The sequence below is a fragment of the Pseudomonas sp. V98_8 genome (assembly GCF_029967975.1).
GTDB lineage: Bacteria > Pseudomonadota > Gammaproteobacteria > Pseudomonadales > Pseudomonadaceae > Aquipseudomonas > Aquipseudomonas umsongensis.
On sequence record NZ_JASCAE010000002.1, the window covers coordinates 1 to 25,484 of the forward strand.

Sequence of the window (25,484 nt, forward strand, 5' to 3'; positions counted from 1 at the left end):
CGTCGAGAATGATGATCGCAAAATCGTGGGTGCTTTCGGCAACCAGGCGCATGCGCTCGTTATTCAAGCGCAACTCATCCTCCGCCGCTCGCCGCTTGGTGATGTCGATAAAGGTCAGCACCGTGCCGTCGATATGATCCTCGCTGGAACGATAGGGCAGCAATCGGGCGATGTACCAGCGTTGGTCGTTGCTGCTGATCTCGCGCTCGATCATGTTCAGCGAGCCGAAAACCGTCTCCGCATCCTCGACCATTTCCGGATAATCGAGGCGATGGGTGATGTCCAGCAACGAGCGCCCGGTGTCCACCGGCAGCATGCTGAAGATGTCCGTGGCCCGGGGGGTGAACCAGCGGATGCGCATGTTGCGATCGACGAACACCGTAGCAATGTCGGTCGACGCAATCAAGTTGGTGAGGTAGTCATTGATCTTGTCGGTTTCTTCAACCTTGGTCTTGAGCTCGTAGTTGACGGTCAGCAGTTCCTCGTTGATCGACTGCAACTCTTCCTTGCTGGTCTCCAGCTCTTCGGTGGCCGAACGTAGCTCTTCGTTGATGGCCTGCATTTCTTCGTTGGAAGCCTTGAGTTCTTCACTGGAGACTTCCGACTGTTCGATCGTCTCCTGCAAGTGCAGCTTGGTGCGCTGCAGTTCATGCTCGAGGCTGGCCAGCAGGTGGTTGTCGCTCTCGTTCGAAGCAACATCCAACTGTACATTCGCAACGATTTCCTGCTCCTTGAGGATCACCAGCACGTACTCGCTGTCGGTCTCTTCATCCTTGTACGGGTGCGCGCTCAGATCCACCTGGTAATACTGCTGTTGGCGTTGGATTCGGACCTTGTTCGAGGTGACGGCAGCGCCTGTTTGATGGACCTGATAGAGCATCGTGCGCAGCTCCAGTCGCAATTCTGGAAGCGCGAGTGCCAGCAAGCTGCGGGTCAGCTCTCCTGCTACATACCGCAGGAAGCGCCCGGCGCCTTCACTCAGGTGCAGGATGTTGCCGTTGACGTCGACAATGATGCTCGGTGGTGCGGTCTTTTCCAGCGCGCGCAGATGGATATCGGCGAAGGAAATCTTGCGAGTCGTCTGGGTTTCAAGGGGGCGGGCGCTGATGGCGGTTCGCGCATAGCCGTCGTGAGGCAGGGCCGGGGCGCGCCGAGACGTGTTCGCAGGGCTCTTGGCGCGGAAGATGCGATTGCGTTTGTCCACCGGGGTAAACAGGTCCGGGCAGCCATCGGCGAATTCGGATGCCCCCAAAAACAGGAAACCGCCCGGCCGCAAGGCAAAATGAAACATCTCGTAGAGGGTGCGTTGTACGTCGCGGTCCAGGTAAATCAACAGGTTCCTGCAGACAATCAGGTCCATCTGCGAGAACGGTGGGTCCTGTAACAGGCTGTGCTTGGCGAACAGCACCTTGTCACGGATCTCCTTGTGCACCCTGAAGTTCTGGCCCTCCTTGATGAAATGCTGACGCAGGCGCTGGGGAGGGACATCGGTGATGATCGCCCCGGGATAAAGGCCCCTGCGTCCAACGGCGATGGCGCGCTCATCGATGTCCGTGGCAAATACCTGCACTTTGGCCGCTGTAGCCTCTAGCGCCAATTGGTCACTGACCAGAATGGCCACGCTGTAGGCTTCCTCGCCGGTCGAACAACCGGCCGACCAGATGCGAATTTCCTCACGGTGCGGCTGGGAGTCGCGTAACGATTTCACCAGGTTGGGCACCACTTCGCGTTCCAGCGCTTCGAAGGCTTCGCGGTCGCGGAAAAAGTTGGTCACGCCGATCAGCATATCGCCCAGCAGGGCGTTGTTTTCTTCCGGGTGCGTTTGCAGGTAGTCGTAGTAGGCGGCCAGGTTTGGCTGGGCGGTCACTTGCAAGCGTCGCTCTATCCGGCGCAGGACCGTGGCGCGCTTGTAGTGCTTGAAATCGTGGCCGGTATTGGTGCGCAAGTGCAGCAGGATGTCCTGCAGGATACGCTCGGTCTTTGCTGCATCCCGTTCCTCGGGAAGGGCCGTCTTGAGGCCTGGATCATTGGCGCCGGGCAGGGTGATGGTCTTTGCGTTGTGCCAAAGCTCCAGGAGCTTTTGTGGCATTTGCGCCACGGGCATCACCAGGTCGACCATCCGCGTGTCGATGGCCGCGCGCGGCATGCTGTCGAACTCGGCCTCTTCGGGCGTCTGGACCAGGGTGACGCCCCCTTGCTCCTTGATTCGCGACAGACCGACCGCGCCATCGGAGCCGGCGCCGGAAAGCACCACGCAAAAAGCGCGCTCCTTGTGCACATCCGCCAAATCCCTGAAGAACAGATCGATAGCAATGTGGCTTCCCGCCGAGCGCTGTGCAGGAGCGACCGACAGGTAGCCGTCATTCATGATCAGGTCATGGGCCGGCGAAATGACGTAGACGCAGTTTTTCTCGATCGGGATCGTCTCGGTCACCTGGCGCACCGGCATTTGCGTGACGTCCTGAATGATCCGGTCGGCAATGCTTTCATGGTCTGGCGCCAAATGAAGAATGACCACGAAGGCCATGCCATTGTCATTGGGCATGTGCTCAAAAAACGATTTTACCGCGTTGAGGCCGCCAGCGGAGGCGCCAATCCCGACCACCGGAAATGCAAGGTTGCTGGGGGTCAGTTCCTTTCGTTGCGGAACATTGGGTGAGCGGCTGGGAGTAGTTCTCATAGGAGGCACCTTGATCTCCGGGGCAAGCTCTGCCTACAGCTGCCCAGGGTAAACCGCGATTCCGGTCCCTGGCGTGGATATCGGCGGATGACAGCGATTTACAATTTAACGTCGAGTCGAATCAAGCTTGGACCATCTTGTCGTTCTATGTAAACCGCAACGCGGTCGCCAATTCGTTGAAAGCCAAGATCGACGCTGTGTTCATTGATCTGGAGTGTCCGCACTTCCAGACGGTCAATACCAATGGGCAGTCGAGGTTGCCTGATGATCACTCGACAGTCAGCAGCGTCAATGCTGATCCCCAGGCATGCCTGCAAGAGCATGAAAATGGAGCCTGCTGCCCAGGCTTGAGGCAAACAGGCGACTGGATAGGCAACCGGTGCCTCACCCGGACCACGCTTGAACCCGCAGAACAGTTCGGGTAACCGCATCCCGAAAAACGTCGCGGCTTCGAACATCCCGCTGAGGACACGAACGACGCCCGTATACTCGCCATATCGGGCCATACCTGCTGCGCACAGGGCAACGTCATGCGGCCAAACCGAACCGTTGTGATAAGACATGGGGTTGAACCGCACGGCCCCGGTTTCAAGTGTTCGAACGCCCCAGCCGTTATTGAAGATGTTGGTCAGAAATTGCCGGGCAACCGTTTTTCCCCGTTCAGGCATGGGTAATCCGGTGAACAGCAGGTGACCTGCGTTCGAGGCCTTCACCTCGCAACGCTGGCCATTGCCATCGAGCGCCAGTGCGTAAAATTGCTGATCCTCCATCCAGAAGCATTTTTCAACCGCCCGGCGCAGGTTTTCTGCGATGCCTTGCCATCGAACCGCAGCTTGCTCATTGCCTCGTTGCCTGGCCAAGGTGCTCATGCTCAAGAATGCGCGCCAGGCGTAGCCTTGCACTTCTATCAATGCGATGGGCCCAACCGGGGTGCGGCCATCGCGATGAAAAATGGCGTCATGACTGTCTTTCCAGCCTTGATTGGCCAAGCCGGTGACTTCCCCTCGCTGGTAGCTGATAAAGCCTTCGGCATTCTTCGAGGCATTGGTCTCCATCCAGAGCGTGGCCAGTTCCAGTGCCGGCCAAAGTGCTTCAATGAACGCCCGATCGTTGGTGCGTTTTGCATAAGCGCCGGCCAGCATCACGAACAAGGGGGTCGTATCGACGCCTCCGTAATAACGGGCAAAGGGTAATTCGTTGAGTTTCGACATTTCACCCTGTCGCGTCTCATGCATGATTTTGCCCGGCTCAGCATCGCTGAAGGTCGAAATCTCCGTGGCCTGATGAGCAGCCAGGTAGGCGAGCACACCTCGGGCAAGGCACGGGTTGAGCCAGAGTGATTGATAGGCTGTGATAATCGCATCGCGGCCAAAAGGTGTGGAGTACCAAGGAACGCCGGCATAGGGGTAGGGGCCGGAGGGAAGATCGGCAGTCAATAAGGCTAGGTCAGCCCGGGATTTGTTTATCCAACCCTGGAACAGCCGGCCGGAAGCCTTGATCCGAGCCCCTCGCTGCTCTTTCCTGCGCATGGCCCGGCAAGCTTGCGCGGCGGCGGATCGATAGCGCGTGCGGCCAGGACTGACAATGCTGGAGCCTACTTCAACATACAACTCGCGGCGCTCGTGAGCGCCGATATCGATCTGGAAACTCGCACTGTCGCCGCTGATGTGTTCTGGCAATCGGGAAAAACTGATCGCCATGCAGCGTCGCTGATGGTCCAGTCCCTCGTAATGAAGCATCACGCCCTGGTCGAGTACTTCAGGTTTGGTCAGCGTGCCACGCAATGGCCGTTTTTGACCACGAACTTCGAACATGTCGAGGAAGTCTCCCCGGAACCGCAGTTCAACCGGTAGTTTGCCGGGTTGCTCGCTGTAGTTGAAAAAGCAGATGCGCTCGAACATTCGCTCTTCCCAAAGAAAGCGTTTGCGCTCGATATGGATGACGCCTTGCGGTGTGTCTTCTTCTCCCAGTACCGGTAGCGGATGGTTGGTCAAATGTGAGCGGAAGTACACGTTGTCGCGGCTGACCGCCGCCGAGAGCAGCGACGGACGCCGACCCGCCACGGTCAATTGATATTCGGATAACAAACGCGTGTCGTGGTAGAACATGCCCACGGCACCGCCGTCGATATCACCGAATGCATTGGCCACCAGGTACGTATTGTGATCGACCAGCACATACAAGGTATGCGCAACGGGTTCGTTCGCACCGGGTTTTGGTTGAGGCTGTTCAGGATTGCTGGACGATGTATTCATGGGCTATGTCCGGCACTGTGTAATCAGACCTGTCGGTGAGTGTCCGATAGAGGTCAACATAATGTTGCGCCATCACCTTGGCTGAAAAACGTCTGACGAATACGTCACGTATCACTTGTCGATCAAGCTCAAGTACCTGACGGGCAGCGAGCACCGCCTCTTGTTCGCTATTGATTATGAAGCCGGTTACACCATGATCAACCACTTCGGGGACAGAACCGCAGCGCCAGGCGATGACCGGCGTACCGCAGGCCATGGCCTCGATCATCACCAGGCCGAAGGGTTCGGGCCAATCAATGGGAAAGAGCAGCGCCCGGGCGTTGCCCAGGAACGCGGATTTGTCGGCATCGCCAATCTCGCCGATGAACTCGACGCCTGGCAGTGTCAGAAAAGGGCGAATCTGCCGTTCGAAGTATTCGCGATCGGCGGCGTCGACCTTGGCGGCGATTTTTAGTGGCAAGCCGGCAGCGTGCGCAATGCGGATAGCCCGGTCGGGACGCTTTTCCGGAGAAATACGCCCCAGGAAGGCGAGGTAGTCACCCGGTCTTGAATGGAACGTCAGACTGGACTGCGGTAAACCGTGATAAACGGTGTCGATCCAATTGGCGTTCGGTAATGGCTGGCGCTGATGTTGCGAAATTGAAACCAGGGGATAGTGAGACCATCGAGAATAGGCTCCCTCCAGATCCTTGATATCAAGGCGACCATGAATAGTGGTCAAGACCTTATGCGCCATGTCTTCGAAAAATGGAAAATGCAACAGGTCTATATGAAAGTGCAGCACATCGAACGCTGCCGCCCGATGTCGCAACTCATACAGCAAACTCAAGTGACTCGCCAACTCGGACTTCAACGGACTACTGTCCAGTCGCAACGCCTGATCCCGGGCTGCGACCAGGTTTGCACAAGTGCGCGATCCCTCGGCGGCAAAAAGGGTGACGTCATGTCCCAGTCCGACTAAAGCATCCGTTAGATGAGCTACGACTCTTTCGGTTCCTCCATAGAGACAAGGGGGCACGGATTCATACAGCGGGGCTATTTGTGCGATTTTCATAGCCGCGATCTCTAAGTAATCAGCGTTTATGGAAAAGACCTGCCGTCAAGTTTTTCGACCTGACCGTAAAGACATTGGATTTATTGCCACGACAAGCGGTTAATTCATAGAGGAAAGCTAAATGTGCAGCGACAGTGATATTGCAAATATATAGTTTTGGGAATGATTTTCGTGGAGGAAATCGTCCGACAAGTGGCGGGTTTCAGGAAGTTGACGCTGTAGATTTGTCGTACTAAATATTTCGTATTGCGTTGGTTTTCATCGAAATTCAACAAAGAGGGAGGCCACGAAGATGATGCGCAGAGGTTCCACGTATTGGCTCTGGGCGGACTGCGAGTTGCATTGTCGATCCCACGATGAATTGCAAAATGATGGCACTCTCATTGATGTTCAAACAAGAGTTTCCAGAAAGGGTAGAACGCAGCTATTCATCGGTGTCTACGACAAAAACGGTTCGCCTTTATTTGAAGAGGCCCACGACTGTTTGCCCCACGATACGATGACCACGGCACTGGCATGGGGGGTATCTCGTGCGCGGGAGATTGCCTCGGGAAACCTGGTAATGAATGCTCAGAGTGACACAAACCACATCGCAGCCAGCGATTCTCAACGAACAACCTTGGGTTGAATCCCCCGTCGAACGCCAGCGCCGCGCCAATCAAGCGCAGGCGCTGGCTGCTTGCGCTAGTTGGGTATTGGAATAGTGATGCCTTCCTTCTCCAAATCTTCGCGTACCGATTGGAACTTCTGGTACTTGGACAATTCGATCGGGCCGTCATAGCTCATGCTTTGCAGTTTGCGAGGAGGGTACTGAACGTAGGTTTTCATCAGCTGGGTGATTGCCATGCTGATTGGCACCATTGTCCAGGTGCGCTCGGTGTAGTTGTTCATGAAAATGTCATAGCGCTCCTGCGGATCCTGCAGCAAGTCGAACACCTGCGGTACGGTCGCTACATACTTGGACGGGCCTTTCCAGCCTTGGTTGCTGTCGACGGCCAGGCCACCGGTCACGGCGCCGTTGTCGCCACGCAGGTTGAACACCGCCTTGTAATTGCCGACACGGGCAGCGCCCGGGGAGAGTTCGTTCTCGGTGAAGTAGAACCACTCCTTGCGCGGATCAGGGCCGGTGCCGAGCAACACAGGGGTCATGTCATAGCTGTCGAACATGATCGGTTTTCCTTCGCGATCCTTGTCCGGCAGCTTGATCCCGGCAACCGAGGCGAACGTCGCCATCAGGTCCAGTCCGCCGATGATGTCGTGGTTTTTTGCGTCCGGCTTGATCTTGCCGGGCCAGGACATGATCGCCGGCACCCGGTTGCCCCCTTCACGCACGGTGCCTTTGGTGCCACGGAAGGGCGTGTAGCCAGCGTCCGGATAAACGTCCTGCCAGGCGCCGTTATCGGTGGTGTAGACCACCAGGGTGTTCTTATCCAGGCCCAGCGCCTTGAGCTTGTCGAGGATGCGGCCAATGTGGGTATCGAGCTCAACCACGGAGTCGGCGTACTTGGTCTTGGAGATCGACTTGTGGACGAACTCCGGCGCTGGCAGGTTGGGCTGGTGAACCTTCATGAAGTTGACGTTGATAAAGAACGGCTTGCCGGATTTGGCCGCGGTGTCGAGAAACTCCAGCGCCGCCTTTTCCACATAGTTGTCGAAGAACGGAATGCCCACGACACCGGGCTTGCCATCCACTACCGGGGTGTCGACGTACTGGCCGTTGATCTTGAACTCTTCAACGGCTTTTTCCCCGGCCTTGCCCGACAACGCGCCCTGGGTCACCTTGGCGAACATGGCACGGGTTTCTTCATCCATGTCCGGGAACCAGGTAGGGTCGGCATAGGTGTAGGCGTTGAGATGATAGAGGCCAACGTACTTCATCACGTCGTAGCCCTGGGCATTGGGCAGTGCGTAATCAGCCTCGCCCAGGTGCCACTTGCCGGTGAAGTAAGTCTCATAGCCGCCGGTTTTCAGCACCGATGCCAATGTCCATTCAGCCGCCGGCAAACCGCCGCCCTGGCCCTGGAACGCCACCGTGGTCATGCCGCTGCGATTGGGGATGCGCCCGGTCTGCATGGCGGCGCGGCCTGGGGTGCAGCTTGGTTGGGCATAGAAGGAGTAGAAGGTGGTGCCCTCTGCGGCGAGCCGGTCGATGCTCGGCGTTGGCATCCCTCGACCCACGCCGCCGCCGTAGGGGCCCAGGTCACCGTAGCCGGTGTCGTCGGAGACGATGAAAAGGATATTGGGTTTTTCGGTTTGGGCAGCTTGGGCAAAGTTGATTGCCATCAACAATGAACAGGCGAGGTAAAACCTGGGGCGGTGCGCGAACTCGTTCATAAGGTTTCCTTTCTCAAGTCCGATACTCGTTGCGGGCCGCTCAAGCATCGAGCGCAAAACAACAAGCATGATCGTTAGTAACCCCCAACGTTTAGCCTGGACAGTTCAAGGTAGCCATCAAACAACGCGATGACATTTCCATTCACTGCTCAAGGCAGTCGTGCAAGATTAGTTCGACAATTCGCGCCCCGCGTGGTCGTAGCTCGTGGATTAGATGTCGTTCGTCGATTATTTGGACTTCGACCATCGACGTTCCTTTATTGAACAGGTCATGAAGGCCTCTCACTCCATCGCTCTAATCCGGGCCTTGTGCCGCCACTGTCGCAAAACTGTAATGTTCCGGTCATACAATTGACACGGCTTCTTACATTTACCGTCAGTTGGCCTCTGGCTTTTTTCATGGATGAGCAAGTCACATGCGTCGTGTCGTATTCAATCAGAAAGGCGGGGTTGGGAAATCCAGCATTGCCTGCAACCTCGCCGCCGTGAGTGCTGCCGAAGGCTACCGAACGCTGCTGGTTGATCTCGATCCCCAGGCCAATTCGACTCACTACCTCACCGGCCTGGTGAATGAGGATATTCCTGCGGGCATCGCCGATTTTTTCAAGCAGACCTTGTCCGGCGGTTTCGAAGGCAGGAAGCATCGCGTGAATATCACCCGCACGCCTTACGCCAACCTCGACCTGGTAACCGCCAGCCCTGAGCTGTCAGACCTGCAGTCAAAGCTGCAGAGCAAGTTCAAGGTCAACAAGCTGCGCAAGCTGTTGGTGGAACTGTCCGAGGACTACGAGCGCATTTATATCGATACACCGCCGTCATTGAATTTCTACACTTTCAGCGCCTTGGTGGCGGCGGACAGGTTGCTGATTCCCTTCGATTGCGACAGGTTTTCTCGTCTGGCGCTGTATCGCGTCATTGCGCAAGTAGAAGAGTTACGACTTGATCACAATGAGTCGCTGACGGTGGAAGGGGTGGTGGTCAATCAGTTCTCGGGGCAGACCGGATTGCATCAGCATCTGGTGGATGAGCTGTTGGCCGAAGGGATACCGCTGCTGCCGGTTTACCTGAGTCGCTCTGTGAAGATGCGCGAGTCTCACCAAGTGTCGGTTCCCCTGGTTCATCTGGCTCCGCGCCATAAGCTTTCGCTGGAGTTTGCCGATTTGCTGGATGCCCTGGAGCGAGCGGCTTAGGTGCAAATTTGGATTGGGGGATATCCATTCCTGCGGTAACGGCGATTTGTGGTTTCAATTTATATAGCGAGTGAGCCTGTAGGAGCGAGCCTGCTCGCGAAGAAGGTCCTGACAACGTATTCATCCAGACAGGGCGCGTTATCGTTAACGTCCATCGCGAGCATGCTCGCTCCTACAGGGGATTTGGGGTATCCGTAAAAGACTGGTCGGGTGTCAGGCCGCTCGTTATTGCTGTTTATCCTCAGTGCTCAAATCCGCCTTGCGCCGATCGTTGCCGTTCGGGTTGCCGACATCGATCAGCCTTCTTTCCAGCAAAATGTTTTGCAGCGCCTCGCGGTCTGACGGGGACATTTGGTGTTCTCGCTCCTTGAGTTCAAGCAGGATCGGGCTGGACCACTGGCGATAGGTTTGTTCGGCATTACGAGTGGATGACATCGCTTCCTCCTTGGGGTGATTTCTGCCAATCAACACGCCTTGGTTCTATACGCAAAATGACCCTAGCCGAGGAAGGCCATTGTCGCCAATGCCTCACATCGGAAGGGTTCAGGCGCGTGCTGTAGCGGTGCGTCGGACATTGTTGCGAAAGACCCGGGGGGATGCGTCGATTGTCAGGAACGGCCGATCAGATCGACCCGATCCTCGTGCCTCTAGACGAAGCCCTGGCCATGAAAGCCCCGTGGCAACCGTTGCATCCCTGCCATGGCGGTCAGTCGCTCGGTCCAGGCCTGGCGCCAGTCATTGACCACGTGAGCGGTTTTTGCCTTGCGTGCGGCGCGGCGTGCAGCATTGCGCTCGGTTTTGCGCGCCTCTTTGTAAGCGTCGGTGTTTCGACAGCTTCTGCATTTCACCCGATTCAGTTCCCGGGTGGAGGTGAGGTTGCTGCCCTTGTGACCGCAGGCGAGGTGCCCGCCGATTTTGAAGTGGGTGACCATCAGAACGCCTCCTTCGTAACGAAGTAATCGTTAGACAACCCTGTGTTAGTGATATTCGCCGCTTGCGGGCGCAAAAAAACCAGCGCCCGGCTGGTTTGAGGGACAAGAATCAGGCAAGCACTCGCTCGGCGACGATAGCGTCGCCGATCATGCGTCCTGCATCAGGTCGTGCCTGCGTATCGGTATCCCGATCTGGATCATCTGAACCGTGGCAGAGGCCGGTCGACTGGCTTGAGCGACGACAGTGTATTGCGGATCAGGGGTGTATCCTTCTCGATGTCGTTCAGACGATCACGGATTCTGAGCGCAGTCGGGTGTCCGCCTTGATGATCGACCCAGTCGGCGATTTCCTTGCACGCGGCGGCCAGGCGAACCTGACGGGAGTCGAGCAGGGTGAGCAGGGTGGTGATGGACTCTTTTTCGGACATGGGGAACACCTCCGTTTAAGAACCTGAAGATTGGCAGTAAAAAGCCCGCCGCAAGCGAGCTTTGAACCGATGGGCGCTGATCCTTCAGCACTTTGTCAGTATAGACCCGCGAATGTTTGTCAGCCTTGCCGGACCATCACTTGTGACCGGGCGTTGAGCTGTCGGCATACCCGCTGGGCATCGTATTCATGATCGTAGCCGTCACCGATGAAACCATTGGTGCGGGTATCGGCGATGCGGTACCAGACGGCGGCTTCAGCGGGTTGATGCGTGGTTTCTCCAGCCCGGCGTCCATGAATGATGATCTTGTTGCAGCGCTTGACGACGAAAATGTCTTCCATGGCTTCACCGCAGCTGATTGGCGTACAGATCAACTATAGAAGCCATTTGCAATCGTGCAAAAAATAGGCAGGTCAGTTCGTCGCCTCGGACGCCATTTTCTCCAGCAGCATCGCCAGTGCGACTTCCTCCGCCCGCAGGCCTTTACGAACCCTCGGCTTTGGCAGTTGCGCCAGGGCGCCGAGCAGGAAACCCTCGAGTACCGCCGGGTGGATGTAGCACTTGCGGCACACCGCCGGAGTGTTGCCCAACTGTCTGGCGACGTCCTTGACCATCGCCACCACGTGCTGTTTTGCCTGGGACTCGGGTTGCCACTCGAGCTCGCGCAGAACCGCCAGGGCCAGGGCGCTGCCGGCCCAGGTGCGGTAGTCCTTGGCGGTGAAGTCGGCGCCGGTCAGGGTTTGCAGGTAGGCGTTGACGTCGGCGGAAGTGATCGTGTGTCGCTCGCCGTTTTCATCGAGGTATTGAAAAAGGTTTTGCCCGGGAATGTCCTGGCAACGCTTGATGATACGCGCCAGGCGCCGGTCCTTCACGGTGATCTGGTGCTCGACGCCACTCTTGCCGCGAAACTGGAACTGGATCGCACTGCCGTTGACCTCGACATGGCGGTTGCGCAGGGTGGTCAGGCCGTAGGAGCGGTTGTCTCGGGCGTACTGGGTATTGCCGACACGGATCAGCGTTGCGTCGAGCAAGGTGATGACGGTGGCCATGACCTTGTCGCGACTCAAACCCGGCGCCTCCAGCAAGGTTTCCAGTTGTTTGCGCAGCTTGGGCAGGGCCAGGCCGAAATCCCTCAGCCGCGAGTATTTGTCGCTGTCGCGCACCTCGCGCCAGCGCGGGTGATAGCGGTACTGCTTGCGCCCGCGGGCGTCGCGACCGGTGGCCTGCAGGTGCCCGCGCGGGTCGCTGCAGATCCACACGTCGGTATAGGCCGGGGGTACCGCCAGGGCGTTGATGCGCTGGATTTCTTGCGGGTCGACGATGCGCTGGCCAGTGGGGTCGAAATAGCAGAATTTGCCGCGCAGTTTGCGGCGGGTGATGCCGGGCTGGGTGTCATCGACGTAGTGCAGGTCACGGGGCAGTGCATCGGGCATGGCGATTGTCCTGGGCGAGGGATCGAGGGGCCGTTACAGCCATTGACCCCGCGCCGCGCCAGTCGTGCCCACGGCGTTACGCCAGCACGGCCACGGCCTTGATCTGCGCCCAGAGACGTTGGCCCGGGTGCAGGTGCAGGTGGTCCCGGGAATAGCGGGTGATACGTGCAAGCAAAGGGCTGCCCTCGGCGTCCAGGCGCACCAGCACATGGGCGTTGTTGTCGGCGGGCATTTCGCTGACCACCGTCACGGGCAGGCGATTGAGGATGCTGCTTTGGTAATCGCCGAGCAGGCTGAGGCTGACATCCCGCGCCTGGACCTTGCAACGTAACGCCTGGCCCATCGCCATCGGCGTGTGAGTCACGCGAATGTTCAGGTCCGTATCGGGCAGTTGCAGCGTCAACAACTGGTAGTCGGCGTCATAGGCGGCGACATGCCCTTGGATCACTACGCCGGCGTCGTCACCCAGCGCCAGCGGCAAGTCGAGGCGTGCGAGGGTCTGGCCGATGGGGCCGCTGGCGAGCGCCTTGCCGTCGCTGAGCAGCACCAGGTGATCGGCCAGTTGCGCGACTTCATCCTGGGAGTGGCTGACATAGAGCACCGGGATGTCCAGTTCATCGTGCAGCCGTTGCAGGTAAGGCAGGATCTCGCTTTTGCGTTGCGCGTCCAGTGCTGCCAGCGGTTCGTCCATCAACAGCAGTGTCGGGCTGGTGAGCAGGGCGCGCGCCATGCCGACACGCTGCCGTTCGCCGCCGGAAAGGTGCTGCGGATGGCGGTCGAGCAGATGACTGATACCCAGCAGTTCGGTCGCGTGTGCCATGTCGACCCGGCGCTGAGGCTTGGGGATGCGCTTGAGGCCAAATTGCAGGTTGGCCAGCACCGACAGATGAGGGAACAGGCTGGCTTCCTGGAACACGTAACCCAGTGCGCGCTTGTGCGGCGGGACGAAAACCCCCTTGGCGCTGTCTTGCCACACTTCATCGTTGACTTGGATAAATCCCTCGTCGGCGCGTTCCAGCCCGGCGATGCAGCGCAGGCAGGTGGTCTTGCCAGACCCGGAGTGTCCAAACAGCGCCGTTACCCCGCGGCCGGGCAACTGCAGATCGACATCGAGGGCGAACCCCGGATAACTCAGTTTCAGACGCATTTGAATCATCGATCAGCTCCAGCCTGTTTTGGTTTTACGGCTGGAGTACAGCGCCAGCAACACTGCAAATGAGAACACCAGCATGACCCCGGCCAGCCAATGGGCCTGGGCATATTCCATGGCTTCGACGTGATCGTAGATCTGCACCGAGACCACTCGGGTCTTGTCGGGGATGTTGCCGCCGATCATCAGCACCACGCCGAATTCCCCGACGGTGTGGGCAAAGCCGAGGATGGCCGCGGTGAAGAAACCGGGCCTGGCCAGGGGCAGGGTGACGCTGAAAAATGTGTCCCAGGGACCGGCGCGCAGGGTGGCGGCCACTTCCAGCGGACGGGTGCCAATGGCGGAAAAAGCGTTTTGCAGCGGCTGGACCACGAACGGCATCGAATACAGCACCGACCCGATCACCAACCCTGCAAAACTGAAGGTGAGGGTGCCAAGTCCAAGGGATTGGGTTAACTGGCCGACAAACCCGTGGGGGCCGAGCGCCAGCAACAGATAGAAACCGATCACCGTGGGCGGCAGCACCAGGGGCAGGGCGACGATCGCCCCGACCGGGCCGCGCAGCCAGGATTGGGTGCGCGAGAGCCATAACGCCAGTGGAGTACCGACCAGCAAAAGAATGACGGTCGTCAGGGACGCCAGTTTCAGGGTCAGCCAGATGGCGGAAAAATCGGCACTCGATAGCGACATTTAGATCTGGTAACCGTAGGACTTGATGATGGCAGCGGCTTTTGGCCCCTTGAGGTACTCGACCAGTGCCTTGGCGGCTGGATTATCCTTGCCCTTGTTGAGGATGACCGCGTCTTGCTTGATCGGGTCATGCAGGTCGGCCGGGACGATCCACGCCGAGCCGCTGGTGATCTTGCCGTCCTTGTAGATCTGCGACAAGGCAACGAAGCCGAGTTCGGCATTGCCGGTGGACACGAACTGGTAGGCCTGGGTGATGTTCTGTCCTTCGACGAGCTTGTCCTTGACCTTGTCGGCCAGGCCTTTTTTGGCCAGCACCTGGGTCGCTGCAAGGCCGTAAGGCGCGGCTTTCGGGTTGGCGATGGACAGATGCTGATAGGTGTTATCGCCCAGGACGTTGCCCTTGGCATCGACGTAGCCTGCCTTGGCCGACCACAGGGCCAGCGTGCCGATGGCGTAGGTGAAGCGCGAGCCCTTGACGGTGTCGCCTTCGGCTTCAAGTTTTTGCGCGGTGGTGTCGTCTGCCGAGAGGAACACCTCGAACGGCGCGCCATTCTTGATCTGGGTATAGAACTGCCCGGTTGCACCGAAGGCCGTGACCAGTTTGTGCCCGGTGTCCTTCTCGAAGTCAGCGGCGATGGCCTGGATCGGCGCGGTGAAGTTGGCAGCGACAGCGACCTGGACCTCGTCTGCCTGGGCAGAGCCGAAGGCGAACACGGCGAGCAGGCTCGCCAGGCAAGTGGGGGCAAAACGTGAGGCACGAATGGTCATGAAACGGCTCCGTCACAGGCAAGTGCTGCAAGATGGGTGAATCGCTATATATCGGAATATATAGCGAAATGCCGGTAAACGGAATGTGTTGCAGCGCTAACCGTGTTCCCCGCCACCACGGTCAGCGCCGGAGCAACTTCGCCAACCCTTCCTCGGCCAGGCGTCGGGTCAATTCGGCGGTGCCCGACTCAACCCCCAGGGTGAATGCCTGTCCGGCCCAGAGGTTGCTGAAGTCTGCCTCGCCTTTGGCACGCAACGGCAGCAATGCACCGCCTGCGAGGGGAAAACGCGGCGCATGGTCGCTCATCGGCCCGAGCTCGCGCATTACCCGATTGAGTATCCCCCGTGCCGGGCGACCGGTGAAAATGTTGGTGACCGCGGTCTCGCTTTCCCTGGCGGTCCGCAAGGCCTGGTGATGCGCGGCACTGACCTTGGCCTCTGGCGTGAAGAGGTACGCCGTGCCCACTTGCACCGCCGAAGCCCCCAGCATGAACGCCGCCGCCACACCCCGAGCATCGGCAATGCCGCCAGCGGCAATCACCGGTACGTTCACGGCATCGACCACTTGGGGCACCAGGGCGAAGGTGCCGACCTGGCTGCTCAGGTCATCACTGAGAAACATGCCCCGGTGCCCACCCGCTTCAAGACCCATGGCGATGATCGCGTCGCAACCCTGCTGCTCGAGCCAAATGGCCTCTTCGACGGTGGTGGCCGAGGACAGTACCTTTGCCCCGGTGGCCTTGACCCGATCCAGCAGGGATTTTTCCGGCAGGCCAAAGTGGAAACTCACGACTTCGGGGCGCAATTGTTCGACCACTTCGCAGGCGGCCTGGTCGAACGGCGCGCGATTGGACACCGGTGTCGGTGCATCGAAATCGACACCCAGTTCGCGGTAATAGGGCTGCAGCAGGTTTTTCCAGTCCTGGGCGCGTTGCTCGTCGACCGCCGGCGGCTGATGGCAGAAGAAGTTGACGTTGATCGGGCGCTGGCACTGTTGGCGAATGCCCTTGAGCTCGTCACGCAATTGCTCGACGCTCAGCATGGCGGCAGGCATCGAGCCGAGGCCGCCGGCGTTGCTTGCCGCAATGACCATGGCAGCGGTGGTGGCGCCGGCCATGGGGGCCTGGATAATCGGGAGCTCGATTCCGAGCAGGTCAAGAATGCGCGTATCTGGCCATTGACTCATTTCAGTTTGTACTCCGACGTTGGGACCGGGCAGGGCTCGATTTTTAACAGCAATGCCTGCGGTTATGCCAGTCATGTTTGCCACAGGCGAATTGGCTTAAAGTCCAATAGGGTAATATTTTGCGAAATGGTATTTAAATCACACCACAACAGGTGATCTCACCAGGAGGCAGCAATGTTCCAAGGTATTTTGATCGACAAAGACGAAAGCGGTTACCGGGCCACACTGCAACAGATCGATGATGACCAGCTGCCCGAGGGCGATGTGACGGTGCGTGTGGCGTACAGCACGCTGAATTTCAAGGATGGCCTGGCGATCACCGGCAGCAGCCCGGTGGTGCGCAAATTCCCGATGGTGCCGGGGATCGACCTGGCGGGGACTGTCGAGGTCAGCACGCATCCGGACTACAAGGCGGGTGACAAAGTCCTGCTCAATGGCTGGGGCGTGGGCGAAGGGCATTGGGGTGGCCTGGCGCAAAAGGCGCGTCTCAAGGGCGAATGGCTGATTGCGTTGCCCGAGGCCTTCACTGAAGCCCAGGCCATGGCCATCGGCACGGCAGGCTACACGGCGATGCTGTGCATCATGGCGCTGGAGCGCAACGGTGTGACGCCCGACCAAGGCGAGGTTCTGGTCACCGGGGCCAACGGCGGCGTGGGCAGTTTCGCTATCGCATTGCTGAGCAAGCTAGGCTATCGGGTCGTCGCTTCCACGGGTCGCCTGTCGGAACACGAATACCTCAAGCAACTGGGCGCCAGTGAAATCATCGATCGCGCCACCTTATCCGAGCCCGGCAAGCCGCTGGCCAAGGAACGTTGGGCAGCGGTCATCGACTCGGTGGGTAGTCACACCTTGGCCAACGCCTGTGCCAGTACCCGCTCCGAAGGCACCGTCGCCGCTTGTGGGCTGGCCCAGGGCATGGACTTTCCGGCTTCCGTCGCGCCCTTTATCCTGCGCGGCGTGACGCTGGCCGGGATTAACAGCGTGACCCAGCCTAAAGCCAGGCGTGTAGAGGCCTGGAGTCGATTGGCCAAGGATCTGGACTTTAACTTGTTGCCGTTGATCAGCCATGAAATCGCTTTGAGCGAAGCGATCGAAGCCGCCCCGCGCTTGCTGGCCGGACAGCTGCGCGGGCGAGTGGTGGTGGATGTGAATCGCTGATCGACTGTAGGAGCGAGCCTGCTCGCGAAAAACCTGAGAGCGGCGGGGGGTGTCAGGTGACCAGCGTCATCGTTGACGACCAGCGTCGGAACGCCGCCCGGAGCCTGCTCGCTTCTACAGGGGTTTTTCCCGTTCCAGCAATTGCCGCTTGCGCTCCACGCCCCAGCGATACCCCGACAGGTTGCCGTCGCTGCGTACCACGCGGTGACAGGGGATCGCGACTGCCAGGCTGTTCGCGCCGCAAGCTTGCGCCACTGCGCGCACCGCTTTGGGGTTGCCGATGCGTTGGGCAATGTCGGCGTAGCTGGCGGTGCTGCCAAAGGGGATGTCCCGCAGGGCTTGCCAGACCCGCTCCTGAAATGCGGTGCCGCGCACATCCAGTGGCAAGTCCAGCCCCAGGGCCGGGGCTTCTATGAAACCCACGACCCTGGCGATCAACTGTTCGAAGGCCTGATCGGCACCGATCAGTGTGGCGCGGCGAAACTTGTCCTGCAGGTCGCAAAGCAGTTGCTGCGGATCGTCGCCGAGGAGAATCGCGCAGACCCCACGCGCGCTTTGCGCCACCAGGATCGCGCCGAGGGAACACTGGCCAACCGCAAAACGAATGTCATTGTTTTGCCCCGCGGCACGGTAATCAGTGGGTTTCATCCCCAGCACCTGATCCGCCGCTTCATAGAAACGGCTGTTGGAGTTGAAGCCGGCGTCGTACAGCGCATCGGTGACCGAATGGCCATCCGCCAGCCGTTCGCGCATTCGGCGCGAACGATGGGCCGCGGCGTAGCCTTTGGGCGTCAGGCCGGTAACGGACTTGAACACCCGATGGAAATGAAAGCTGCTCAGTCCTGCCGCTTGCGCCAGCTCGTTCAGCGCGGGCAGCGCCTCGGCGGTTTCGATCTGGCGACACGCGGCGGCCACGGTGGCGGCATGTTGCGCGGCGACCGCGCTTTGATCCTTTGCCGCGCGCTTGCTTGGGCGATAACCGGCGGCCTGGGCAAGTTCGGCGCTGTCGAAGAACTCGACGTTCTGCGGTTTCGGCAAGCGCGAGAGGCTACTGGGGTTGCAGTAGATCCCGGTGGTTTTCACCGCATAGACAAACTGCCCGTCCGCCTGTGGATCGCGGGCGACCACCGCGGCCCAGCGTGGATCGTTTTCGGTGCTGCTTGTTGTCGATTGGCTTGTCATGGCTTTACATCCGTTGACCCGTTTGCCGCAGATTAACCAGCGGCCCGTAGGCCCACACTCCGGCGCTTGCGGTCAAACTCCACGGTCTCACCGCGCGGTACGAAACGTGAAGTTGATCCGCTGCTCGCCCAGGCGTGGGTGGTGGCCATTCTTGATCGGCAGCACACCGTGATAACGCAAGCGATCCACGCCGCCCCAGACCACGATGTCGCCATGCAGCAACGGCACCCGTTGGCTTTTGTCGCTGCGCGCGCAGCCGCCGAACAGAAACATTGCGGGTAACCCCAGCGATACTGAAACGATGGGTGCAGCGTAGGATTTTTCGTCCTTGTCCTGATGCAAGGACATTTTCGCCCCGGGCACATAGCGATTGATCAGGCAGGAGTCCGGCACGAAATCGGCAAATCCTGCTTCCCGTGCCGCCGCCTGCGCCAATTGCAAAAACACCTCGGGCATGGGGGGCCAAGGCAGGCCGGTCCGGGGATCCTCGCGGGTGTAGCGATAACCGCTGCGGTCGGTGGTCCAGCCCCAGGTCCCGCAACTGCTCAGGGCCACCGACATGGTGAAGCCCCCAGGGGTGACCATGTGCCGGAACGGTGCCGCCGCCAGCACGGTCTCCAGTGCCGGTAACAAGCGCGCAAGCCAGGGCAGGGCAAAGCCCCTGAGGACGTAGGACTGTTCGCCGATCTGCTCGCGTCGGCGTTCCTGCTCGGGCTCTACATCGGCAAACAAGTCCAGGGTGGGCGGTTTCATGGTGCTCATGATGCGTCGTGAAAGATGATCCCAAGAGTATGCCGTTTTCCACTGTGCAAGCGACTGACGCCGTGGCGCAGGGTGACCCTGTAGGAGCTGGCTTGCCAGCGAAGGCGTCCTGAAGACCTGCGCAATGTTTAAGCAAACCTTCGCCGGCAAGCCGGGCTCCTACAGGCGACTCGCCGGCCTCATTAATTGTAACCGGGGGCAGGCAGTTGTAATGCTGTGTCCCGTATTGGAGCAACAAAGGCGTCGGACGCTATTGGCCGGCGGCATGACAGCGCTCGAGGAAGGTGGCGTGGCTGTCGGGAAATGTTGTTGCTCCAAACGATGTTACAGCGCTTTGCTGACGCTGATGTCGCTGATGACGTCTTCGCCCTGGCCATGAAGCGCGTCCAGCGCGGCTTTGGCTTCTTCTGCCGTGCCGTTTTCCAGTTGGGCAAATTCGAAGCGGCGTTCGCCATTGAGTTTGTACTTGATGACGTATTTGGTCGTCTGGGCCACGGTCATACCTGTCTGTCTGTGTATTAAGGCGCTGCTCAGCTCAGTTTCGAGTTGGAGCGGCGGATGATCTTGATCGAATGTGTCAGGGTCGGCTTGCGCGTCACACTGATCGGCCGGCGGTTGACCGTATCGATGGTGATGTTCCAGAACCCGGTGCTCGGCGCCGTGATACGGGCCGGGAAGGTGTCGAACGCGCCGCCGTGATAGGTGTGACGACCGCCATTCTTGAAGCTGCGGAAGTTGGCGTCGTTCATCAAGCGAATGTTGCACGTTTGCGAGCATTGAATGACGACGATGTCGTCTTCGTTGAGGTGCTCGCGCTGGTGGATAAATTTCATGAGGCGCCTCCAGAAGGGCTTTTTCTACAAAATCAAAACGATAGCATGGTCGATTGGCGCAGTTTATCAGCCCCGGGGCGTTATTATCCGGCTCTCCGGGCCCGGCTGGACAATAAAAATGCATATATCGCGTGCCGGGGAAGAAAAAAGCAGTCAAGCCCGGAGAAAACCCTTATTTGTGCTGTCCGAGGGTCTTTATTGGAGATTTCATATGAAGTGGGGCATGTTTGGCTTGCCGTGGGTTCTGGCAGTCGGTGGTTGTGCAAGTGTCTCGGACATCAACCAGACGCTGCCGACCATGAATGTGATTTCCGGCAAGAAGCCCCTTGAGTACGCCCAGTGCCTGAGCGAAAAACTCGCCGACAGCCGTGGCGCCTTGCAGGTCGAGAAGCAGAAAGACGGGGTGCGGGTGATCGTGCCGCAGAAGCTTACCTCGGGGCCGGCCGCGGTGTTTGATATCGAACAGCGCTCGGGTGGCAGCAGCATCAAGCTGCACGAGCGCATCTCCAATGTGCCGATACGTCCCTTCGATGTACGCGATGCCGCCACGGCGTGCATTTCCGGCTGATAGACTGTCGACCGTCAGCACCAATGCCGTCAAAGCATGCCTTTGCCGGCATTGTCATTTCTGGAGTCGAACATGAAGCGAGAGCGGGTACGGGAGCGGCATGCAGAGGGCCAAATCTGCGCCACCCATGTGATTCAGAACCCGGCGAATCCGGGGGAGTGGATCGTTTTTTTCAAGAAAAGCGCCGGGCGCAGTTTTTTCCTGGTAGACGAAAGCGACGAAGTCGAGTCCTTCAGCAGTCTCGACGAACTGGTCGAGACCGTACGCGGCCTGGGGATCAAGTTCGCCGAAATCCACATGTAGGGCTCGATGCCCTATTTGCAGACCACCACGACGCTACGATTCTTGTAGTTGCCAACGTCGACGCCAAGGGTCTTGTCGCTTTCCTTGGGGGCGGGTGAGCCGTCAGTGCCAACGATCCGGTAGCCGGTGCCAGCGCAAGACGCATCGGCCTTTTCGTAGCAGGTCGCCCAGGAATTGGCCTCGCCGGAGCAGTCAATGGCCAGGCCTTGTTCGCCATTGTTCAGGTAAGTGGTTTCGGAGGTGGCGCAGCCACTGAGGGCCAGGACCGCAATCAGCGGCAAAAATTTGGTCATGTCGTTGTCGTCGTCAGGATAAGGGGCAAAGCCTGTGACAGCGCGGTAGGCAAAAGGTTATAGCCAAAGGCCACTTCTTGCGGATATTTGCAAAAAAGCCCTGCACAAGGGCAGGGCGTCGGCCTGGATCAATTCTTGTCCTTGCCCCGTCGTTTCGGTGCCGAGTGTTCCAGTTGCAACACCGATGCCACTTCGATTGCCATGGCTTCGGAGGGGAAAGGTCCGGCAATATTTTCACCGCCAACGCCGGCTACCCACCACTGGCCATCTTTGGCCTTGTTGATCAAGTACCCGTTGACGCTTTTTGCTTCTGACATCTATTTGCCTCGTTGGCTGGTTCAAGGGCGCCATGATACCGCCAAATGCACCGTTCGGGTGCCGCTGGGCGCGTGTTGGTGCACTTGGCCATGGGTTGACTTGGCGTGCAAACCTGGCGGACTCTGCTATCAATAACAGGCTGCCGGTCCATTCGCGGTGCTCGCTGCGGAACTAACGGCGAGAATATTTCTCTATGATGGCATCGGTTAGCCAGTGCGGGGCATTGTAAGGTGTACGCCGCCTGATTAGACTGCGCCGAAACCCGTACACACAGCCCTTTCAAGGACTTATATGATCAAGAAATGCTTGTTTCCAGCAGCCGGTTACGGCACTCGCTTCCTCCCAGCGACCAAAGCCATGCCTAAAGAAATGCTGCCGGTGGTAAACAAGCCACTGATCCAGTACGGCGTCGAAGAAGCACTGGACGCTGGCTTGACGGAAATTTCCATCGTCACCGGTCGTGGCAAGCGCGCCCTGGAAGACCATTTCGACATCAGCTACGAGCTGGAAAACCAGATCAAGGGCACCGACAAGGAAAAGTACCTGGTCGGCATCCGCAAGCTGCTCGACAATTGCTCGTTCTCCTACACCCGCCAGACCGAAATGAAAGGCCTGGGCCACGCGATCCTGACCGGCCGTCCGCTGATCGGCGACGAACCCTTCGCCGTGGTGCTGGCAGACGACCTATGCGTCAACCTCGAAGGCGACGGCGTACTGACCCAGATGGTCAAGCTGTACAAGCAGTTCCGCTGCTCGATCGTGGCCATCCAGGAAGTCGACCCGCAAGAGACCAACAAGTACGGCGTGATCGCCGGCGAGATGATCCGCGACGACATCTACCGCGTGCACAGCATGGTGGAAAAACCAAAACCTGAAGATGCGCCATCGAACCTGGCCATCATCGGTCGCTACATCCTGACCCCGGACATCTTCGACCTGATCGAACAGACCGAGCCAGGCAAGGGCGGCGAAATCCAGATCACCGACGCCCTGATGAAGCAAGCGCAAAACGGCTGCGTCATGGCCTACAAGTTCAAGGGCAAGCGTTTCGACTGCGGCGGCGCGGAAGGCTACATCGACGCGACCAACTTCTGCTTCGAGAACTTCTACAAGACGGGCAAGGCGTACTGATAGCGCCCCAGTCGCTTGTTTTGAAAAGCGAACTTCACCAGCTGTCATCACGCTGATGAAGGCCTGAATAAACGCCCCGACTTGTTCGGGGCGTTTGTTTTTGTGCGCTGAAAAGTTCCTGGTTTCCTGTAGCCAGGCTTGTCGCAAAAAATGCACCGCAGCGTCTGATTCGCCTGTAGGAGCCAGGCTTGCCGGCGAAGAACGATAGCGCGGTGTGACTGATACACCGCAGCGCCTGGTTCGCGGGCAAGCCTCGCTCCTACAGTTCGTCCGGCGCCCGGGCATTTCAGCGCAATGCTTGCTCCGCGGCTATCCACAGGTATGCTGGTCACCTGCCGAGGAGATAGAAATGGCCTACGATTTTGACCTTTATGTGATTGGCGCCGGTTCTGGCGGTGTGCGGGCGGCCCGGTTTGCGGCCGGCTTCGGCGCGAAAGTGGCGGTAGCCGAGAGTCGCTACCTGGGCGGTACTTGCGTAAACGTCGGCTGCGTGCCGAAAAAGCTGCTGGTGTACGGCGCGCATTTCGCCGAGGACTTCGAGCAGGCTTCGGGTTTTGGCTGGAGCCTGGACGAGGCGCAGTTCGACTGGGCGACGCTGATCGCCAACAAGGATCGCGAGATCAATCGCCTCAACGGCATTTACCGCAACCTGCTGGTCAACAGTGGCGTGACGCTGCACGAAGGCCACGCCAAGATCGTCGACCCGCATACGGTCGAGATCAATGGCGAGCGCCACACGGCTAAAAACATTCTGATCGCAACCGGTGGCTGGCCGCAGATTCCGGAGATTCCGGGGCACGAGCACGCAATCAGTTCCAACCAGGCGTTCTTCCTCAAGGAACTGCCCAAGCGTGTGCTGGTGGTGGGCGGTGGTTACATTGCCGTCGAATTCGCCGGCATTTTCCACGGCCTGGGTGCGCAGACCACGTTGTTGTATCGCGGTGAACTGTTCCTGCGGGGCTTTGACGGTTCCGTGCGCAAGCATCTGCAGGAAGAGCTGACCAAGCGCGGCATGGACCTGCAATTCAATGCCGACATCGAGCGTATCGACAAGCAAGCCGATGGCAGCTTGAAAGTGACGCTCAAGGATGGCCGTCAGTTGGAGGCCGATTGCGTGTTCTATGCCACCGGTCGACGTCCGATGCTGGACAATCTGGGGCTGGAAAATACCGCGGTGAGGCTCGACAACAAAGGCTTCGTCGAGGTGGACGACCTGTACCAGACGGCCGAGCCTTCGATCCTGGCCCTGGGCGATGTGATCGGCCGGGTGCAGCTGACGCCAGTGGCGCTGGCTGAAGGCATGGCGGTGGCGCGGCGCTTGTTCAAGCCTGAACAGTATCGCCCGGTGGACTACAAGATGATCCCAACGGCGGTGTTCAGCCTGCCCAATATCGGCACGGTCGGCCTGACCGAGGAAGAAGCGCGTGAGGCCGGCCACGAGGTGCAGATCTTCGAAAGCCGCTTCCGGCCGATGAAGCTGACCCTGACCGAATGCCAGGAGCGCACGCTGATGAAGCTGGTGGTGGATGCCCAGACCGACAAGGTACTGGGCTGCCACATGGTGGGGCCGGAAGCTGGCGAAATCGTCCAGGGCCTGGCTATCGCCTTGAAGGCCGGCGCCACCAAGCGCCACTTCGACGAAACCATCGGTGTGCACCCGACGGCCGCCGAAGAGTTTGTCACCCTGCGTACACCGGTCGGCGCTTAATCGACCCTGGCGACGTCTGGCGCTGCTGCATTGGCAGTGACCAGGCGTAGGCTTTTTTCGAGGTCGGCCCGGGCTTTCTGCAGTTCGATTTCCAGCGCCTTGTTGAGCTGCGCTTGTTCCTCGACGCTCTGCTTGAGCGCCTGGCTTTCCAGCATGGCTACGCGCAGGCGTTCCTGGAGGAGGGTGCGTTCGCTGTCGACACGCGTGGCCTGGTCGAGTAGTTGATCCTGGCGGGTGTTGCTTTGCTTGAGCTGCTCTTGCAGCAGGCTCAGCTCGCGCAGCGTGCCGCGATTTTCCGTCAGCAGGCGTTCGTTGTCGCGGTGCAGCTGGGTAATTTCGTCTTGGCGCACCAAGGCGCTTTGCTGGGCTTGGCGCAACTCCATCTGCAGTTGCTGTACCTGGCCTTCGTGGCGGCTTTGCTCTTGCTCGCGCTGCTCGTTGATCGCGTTGCGGTAGTGCTCCAGGGCATCACGACTGTGCAGGTGTTTCTCTTCGAGCGAGCGAATCTGCTCGTCTTTGTCCTGCAGGCGCAGCTCAAAATCAGCCAGTGCCTGAGTCTGCCCGGCGTTGCGCGTTTGTTCACCCTGCAGCAGGGTGCGCGTGCTTTGCAGTGCCTCGGATTCCTGGGCCAGTGCCAGGCTCTGCAGCTCGTAGTGTTGCTGCAGTTGCGTATTGGCTTGCTCGGCTTGCTGCAGTTGCGTTTCCAGCGCCTTGCGTTGTTGCTCGTACTGTTCGCGGGCCTGGTCAATGGGTTCCTGCGCCTGCTCTTTAAGGCGCTGCGCGAGGCGTGTTACCAGCGCCAGCAACTCTTCGTCGATCGGCTCGGAAGGGGCTTCGTCAGGGCCCGGGGTGCTATCATCGAGCTCCTTCATATAGCGATGGATCGTGGTTTTCGAGCCGGTATTGCCCATTTCGATCCGTACGGCATCGATGCTGGGATTTTCGCCGCGGGCCAGGATCGCCAATCGCGCCGCTTGCACCACTTGTTTGTTCACGCCGCCACGGGCCATGAGATCTCCTGCTGTTTTGCTGTGTGGTACGTACCACGAAAAAAGCATTCTAGCATTTGTCGGGCGTAAATTCGGTTTTCTTCTATCAATACCGTCGGCTAATAGCGAAAGCCAATCA

At 59.1% G+C, this 25,484-nt stretch carries 27 protein-coding genes and 3 pseudogenes; 7 read left to right on the forward strand and 23 right to left on the reverse strand.

Annotated elements, in window-relative coordinates:
- The 3 genes from QLG10_RS01585 to QLG10_RS01595 all read right to left on the reverse strand — a co-directional run.
- A partial coding sequence (locus QLG10_RS01585) for a CheR family methyltransferase (RefSeq protein WP_282485302.1) occupies positions 1-2,680 on the reverse strand: 2,680 nt, incomplete at its 3' end.
- Positions 2,681-2,778: 98 nt separating this feature from the next.
- On the reverse strand, positions 2,779-4,935 hold the full coding sequence (locus tag QLG10_RS01590; RefSeq protein ID WP_282485303.1) for an amylo-alpha-1,6-glucosidase: 2,157 nt from the start codon (positions 4,933-4,935) through the stop codon (positions 2,779-2,781).
- The gene (locus tag QLG10_RS01595; protein ID WP_282485304.1) at positions 4,910-5,989 is read right to left on the reverse strand and encodes a glycosyltransferase family 4 protein; all 1,080 of its coding nucleotides are present in this window, start codon (positions 5,987-5,989) and stop codon (positions 4,910-4,912) included. The genes QLG10_RS01590 and QLG10_RS01595 overlap by 26 nt, the downstream gene beginning before the upstream one ends.
- 292 nt (positions 5,990-6,281) lie before the next feature.
- On the opposite strand from QLG10_RS01595, the gene QLG10_RS01600 reads away from it, so the two are divergent.
- Positions 6,282-6,617 (forward strand): hypothetical protein, encoded by a 336-nt coding sequence (locus tag QLG10_RS01600; protein WP_110747812.1) that lies wholly within the window; start codon positions 6,282-6,284, stop codon positions 6,615-6,617.
- Between the two features lie 56 nt (positions 6,618-6,673).
- On the opposite strand, the gene QLG10_RS01605 is transcribed toward QLG10_RS01600, so the two are convergent.
- Positions 6,674-8,323 carry an arylsulfatase gene (locus QLG10_RS01605; RefSeq protein WP_110747809.1) on the reverse strand — a complete coding sequence of 550 codons (1,650 nt, stop codon included), beginning with the start codon at positions 8,321-8,323 and terminating at the stop codon, positions 6,674-6,676.
- A 416-nt stretch (positions 8,324-8,739) separates the two neighbouring features.
- Between QLG10_RS01605 and QLG10_RS01610 the strand changes: the two genes are divergently transcribed.
- Positions 8,740-9,513, forward strand: coding sequence for a ParA family protein (locus tag QLG10_RS01610; RefSeq protein WP_033042239.1), 774 nt, complete (start codon positions 8,740-8,742; stop codon positions 9,511-9,513).
- Positions 9,514-9,738: 225 nt separating this feature from the next.
- Here the strand turns inward: QLG10_RS01610 and QLG10_RS01615 are convergent, their stop codons facing one another.
- From QLG10_RS01615 to QLG10_RS01655, 9 genes are all read right to left on the reverse strand, one after another.
- Positions 9,739-9,948: a hypothetical protein gene (locus QLG10_RS01615; RefSeq protein WP_282485305.1), complete on the reverse strand. Its 210-nt coding sequence runs from the start codon at positions 9,946-9,948 to the stop codon at positions 9,739-9,741.
- A gap of 212 nt (positions 9,949-10,160) precedes the next feature.
- Positions 10,161-10,445, reverse strand: a complete 285-nt coding sequence (locus tag QLG10_RS01620; protein WP_188264536.1) for a hypothetical protein — start codon at positions 10,443-10,445, stop codon at positions 10,161-10,163.
- A 197-nt stretch (positions 10,446-10,642) separates the two neighbouring features.
- Positions 10,643-10,873, reverse strand: coding sequence for a hypothetical protein (locus QLG10_RS01625; protein ID WP_056852777.1), 231 nt, complete (start codon positions 10,871-10,873; stop codon positions 10,643-10,645).
- Positions 10,874-10,992: 119 nt separating this feature from the next.
- Entirely contained in the window at positions 10,993-11,214 is a 222-nt protein-coding gene (locus tag QLG10_RS01630) for a hypothetical protein (protein WP_020797233.1), read from the reverse strand.
- A gap of 72 nt (positions 11,215-11,286) precedes the next feature.
- Positions 11,287-12,306 (reverse strand): DNA topoisomerase IB, encoded by a 1,020-nt coding sequence (locus QLG10_RS01635; protein ID WP_033042232.1) that lies wholly within the window; start codon positions 12,304-12,306, stop codon positions 11,287-11,289.
- 76 nt (positions 12,307-12,382) lie between these two features.
- Entirely contained in the window at positions 12,383-13,462 is a 1,080-nt protein-coding gene (gene modC, locus QLG10_RS01640) for a molybdenum ABC transporter ATP-binding protein (protein ID WP_110747801.1), read from the reverse strand.
- Between the two features lie 3 nt (positions 13,463-13,465).
- Positions 13,466-14,146: a molybdate ABC transporter permease subunit gene (gene modB, locus QLG10_RS01645; RefSeq protein WP_179057188.1), complete on the reverse strand. Its 681-nt coding sequence runs from the start codon at positions 14,144-14,146 to the stop codon at positions 13,466-13,468.
- Positions 14,147-14,914 (reverse strand): molybdate ABC transporter substrate-binding protein, encoded by a 768-nt coding sequence (gene modA / locus QLG10_RS01650; protein WP_223194143.1) that lies wholly within the window; start codon positions 14,912-14,914, stop codon positions 14,147-14,149. It abuts the gene before it with no gap.
- Positions 14,915-15,035: 121 nt separating this feature from the next.
- A complete protein-coding gene (locus QLG10_RS01655) occupies positions 15,036-16,100 on the reverse strand; it encodes a nitronate monooxygenase family protein (protein ID WP_282485306.1) in 1,065 nt (354 codons plus the stop codon).
- Between the two features lie 174 nt (positions 16,101-16,274).
- Between QLG10_RS01655 and QLG10_RS01660 the strand changes: the two genes are divergently transcribed.
- Positions 16,275-17,258 carry an MDR family oxidoreductase gene (locus tag QLG10_RS01660; RefSeq protein ID WP_282485307.1) on the forward strand — a complete coding sequence of 328 codons (984 nt, stop codon included), beginning with the start codon at positions 16,275-16,277 and terminating at the stop codon, positions 17,256-17,258.
- Between the two features lie 2 nt (positions 17,259-17,260).
- Here QLG10_RS01660 and QLG10_RS01665 read toward each other — a convergent pair.
- The 7 genes and pseudogenes from QLG10_RS01665 to QLG10_RS01695 form a co-directional block, all read right to left on the reverse strand.
- Positions 17,261-17,341: pseudogene (locus QLG10_RS01665) on the reverse strand (outer membrane lipoprotein carrier protein LolA); the annotation flags it as partial.
- 31 nt (positions 17,342-17,372) lie between these two features.
- Positions 17,373-18,440, reverse strand: a complete 1,068-nt coding sequence (gene ada / locus QLG10_RS01670; protein ID WP_282485308.1) for a bifunctional DNA-binding transcriptional regulator/O6-methylguanine-DNA methyltransferase Ada — start codon at positions 18,438-18,440, stop codon at positions 17,373-17,375.
- Positions 18,441-18,527: 87 nt separating this feature from the next.
- Positions 18,528-19,193 (reverse strand): DNA oxidative demethylase AlkB, encoded by a 666-nt coding sequence (alkB, locus tag QLG10_RS01675; protein WP_282485453.1) that lies wholly within the window; start codon positions 19,191-19,193, stop codon positions 18,528-18,530.
- Positions 19,194-19,198: 5 nt separating this feature from the next.
- Positions 19,199-19,285: pseudogene (locus QLG10_RS01680) on the reverse strand (2OG-Fe(II) oxygenase); the annotation flags it as partial.
- 116 nt (positions 19,286-19,401) lie between these two features.
- A pseudogene (locus QLG10_RS01685) lies at positions 19,402-19,506 on the reverse strand (2OG-Fe(II) oxygenase); the annotation flags it as partial.
- Between the two features lie 20 nt (positions 19,507-19,526).
- Positions 19,527-19,697, reverse strand: a complete 171-nt coding sequence (locus QLG10_RS01690; RefSeq protein WP_093935766.1) for a hypothetical protein — start codon at positions 19,695-19,697, stop codon at positions 19,527-19,529.
- Positions 19,698-19,732: 35 nt separating this feature from the next.
- Positions 19,733-20,035 carry a DUF1883 domain-containing protein gene (locus QLG10_RS01695; protein ID WP_110747780.1) on the reverse strand — a complete coding sequence of 101 codons (303 nt, stop codon included), beginning with the start codon at positions 20,033-20,035 and terminating at the stop codon, positions 19,733-19,735.
- Positions 20,036-20,246: 211 nt separating this feature from the next.
- Between QLG10_RS01695 and QLG10_RS01700 the strand changes: the two genes are divergently transcribed.
- Both QLG10_RS01700 and QLG10_RS01705 read left to right on the forward strand, forming a co-directional pair.
- Positions 20,247-20,603: a hypothetical protein gene (locus QLG10_RS01700; RefSeq protein WP_110747863.1), complete on the forward strand. Its 357-nt coding sequence runs from the start codon at positions 20,247-20,249 to the stop codon at positions 20,601-20,603.
- Between the two features lie 72 nt (positions 20,604-20,675).
- Positions 20,676-20,906 (forward strand): hypothetical protein, encoded by a 231-nt coding sequence (locus QLG10_RS01705; protein WP_110747777.1) that lies wholly within the window; start codon positions 20,676-20,678, stop codon positions 20,904-20,906.
- Between the two features lie 11 nt (positions 20,907-20,917).
- Here QLG10_RS01705 and QLG10_RS01710 read toward each other — a convergent pair whose 3' ends face one another.
- Entirely contained in the window at positions 20,918-21,199 is a 282-nt protein-coding gene (locus QLG10_RS01710; RefSeq protein ID WP_033040807.1) for a lipoprotein, read from the reverse strand.
- A 128-nt stretch (positions 21,200-21,327) separates the two neighbouring features.
- Positions 21,328-21,516, reverse strand: coding sequence for a hypothetical protein (locus QLG10_RS01715; protein ID WP_282485309.1), 189 nt, complete (start codon positions 21,514-21,516; stop codon positions 21,328-21,330).
- A gap of 292 nt (positions 21,517-21,808) precedes the next feature.
- Between QLG10_RS01715 and galU the strand changes: the two genes are divergently transcribed.
- Together galU and gorA are read left to right on the forward strand one after the other, a co-directional pair.
- Entirely contained in the window at positions 21,809-22,648 is an 840-nt protein-coding gene (gene galU / locus QLG10_RS01720; protein WP_008065368.1) for a UTP--glucose-1-phosphate uridylyltransferase GalU, read from the forward strand.
- A gap of 349 nt (positions 22,649-22,997) precedes the next feature.
- The gene (gene gorA / locus QLG10_RS01725) at positions 22,998-24,356 is read left to right on the forward strand and encodes a glutathione-disulfide reductase (protein WP_188264528.1); all 1,359 of its coding nucleotides are present in this window, start codon (positions 22,998-23,000) and stop codon (positions 24,354-24,356) included.
- Here gorA and QLG10_RS01730 read toward each other — a convergent pair.
- A complete protein-coding gene (locus QLG10_RS01730; protein ID WP_282485310.1) occupies positions 24,353-25,366 on the reverse strand; it encodes a DNA-binding protein in 1,014 nt (337 codons plus the stop codon). The genes gorA and QLG10_RS01730 overlap by 4 nt on opposite strands.
- Positions 25,367-25,484: the final 118 nt, after the last annotated feature.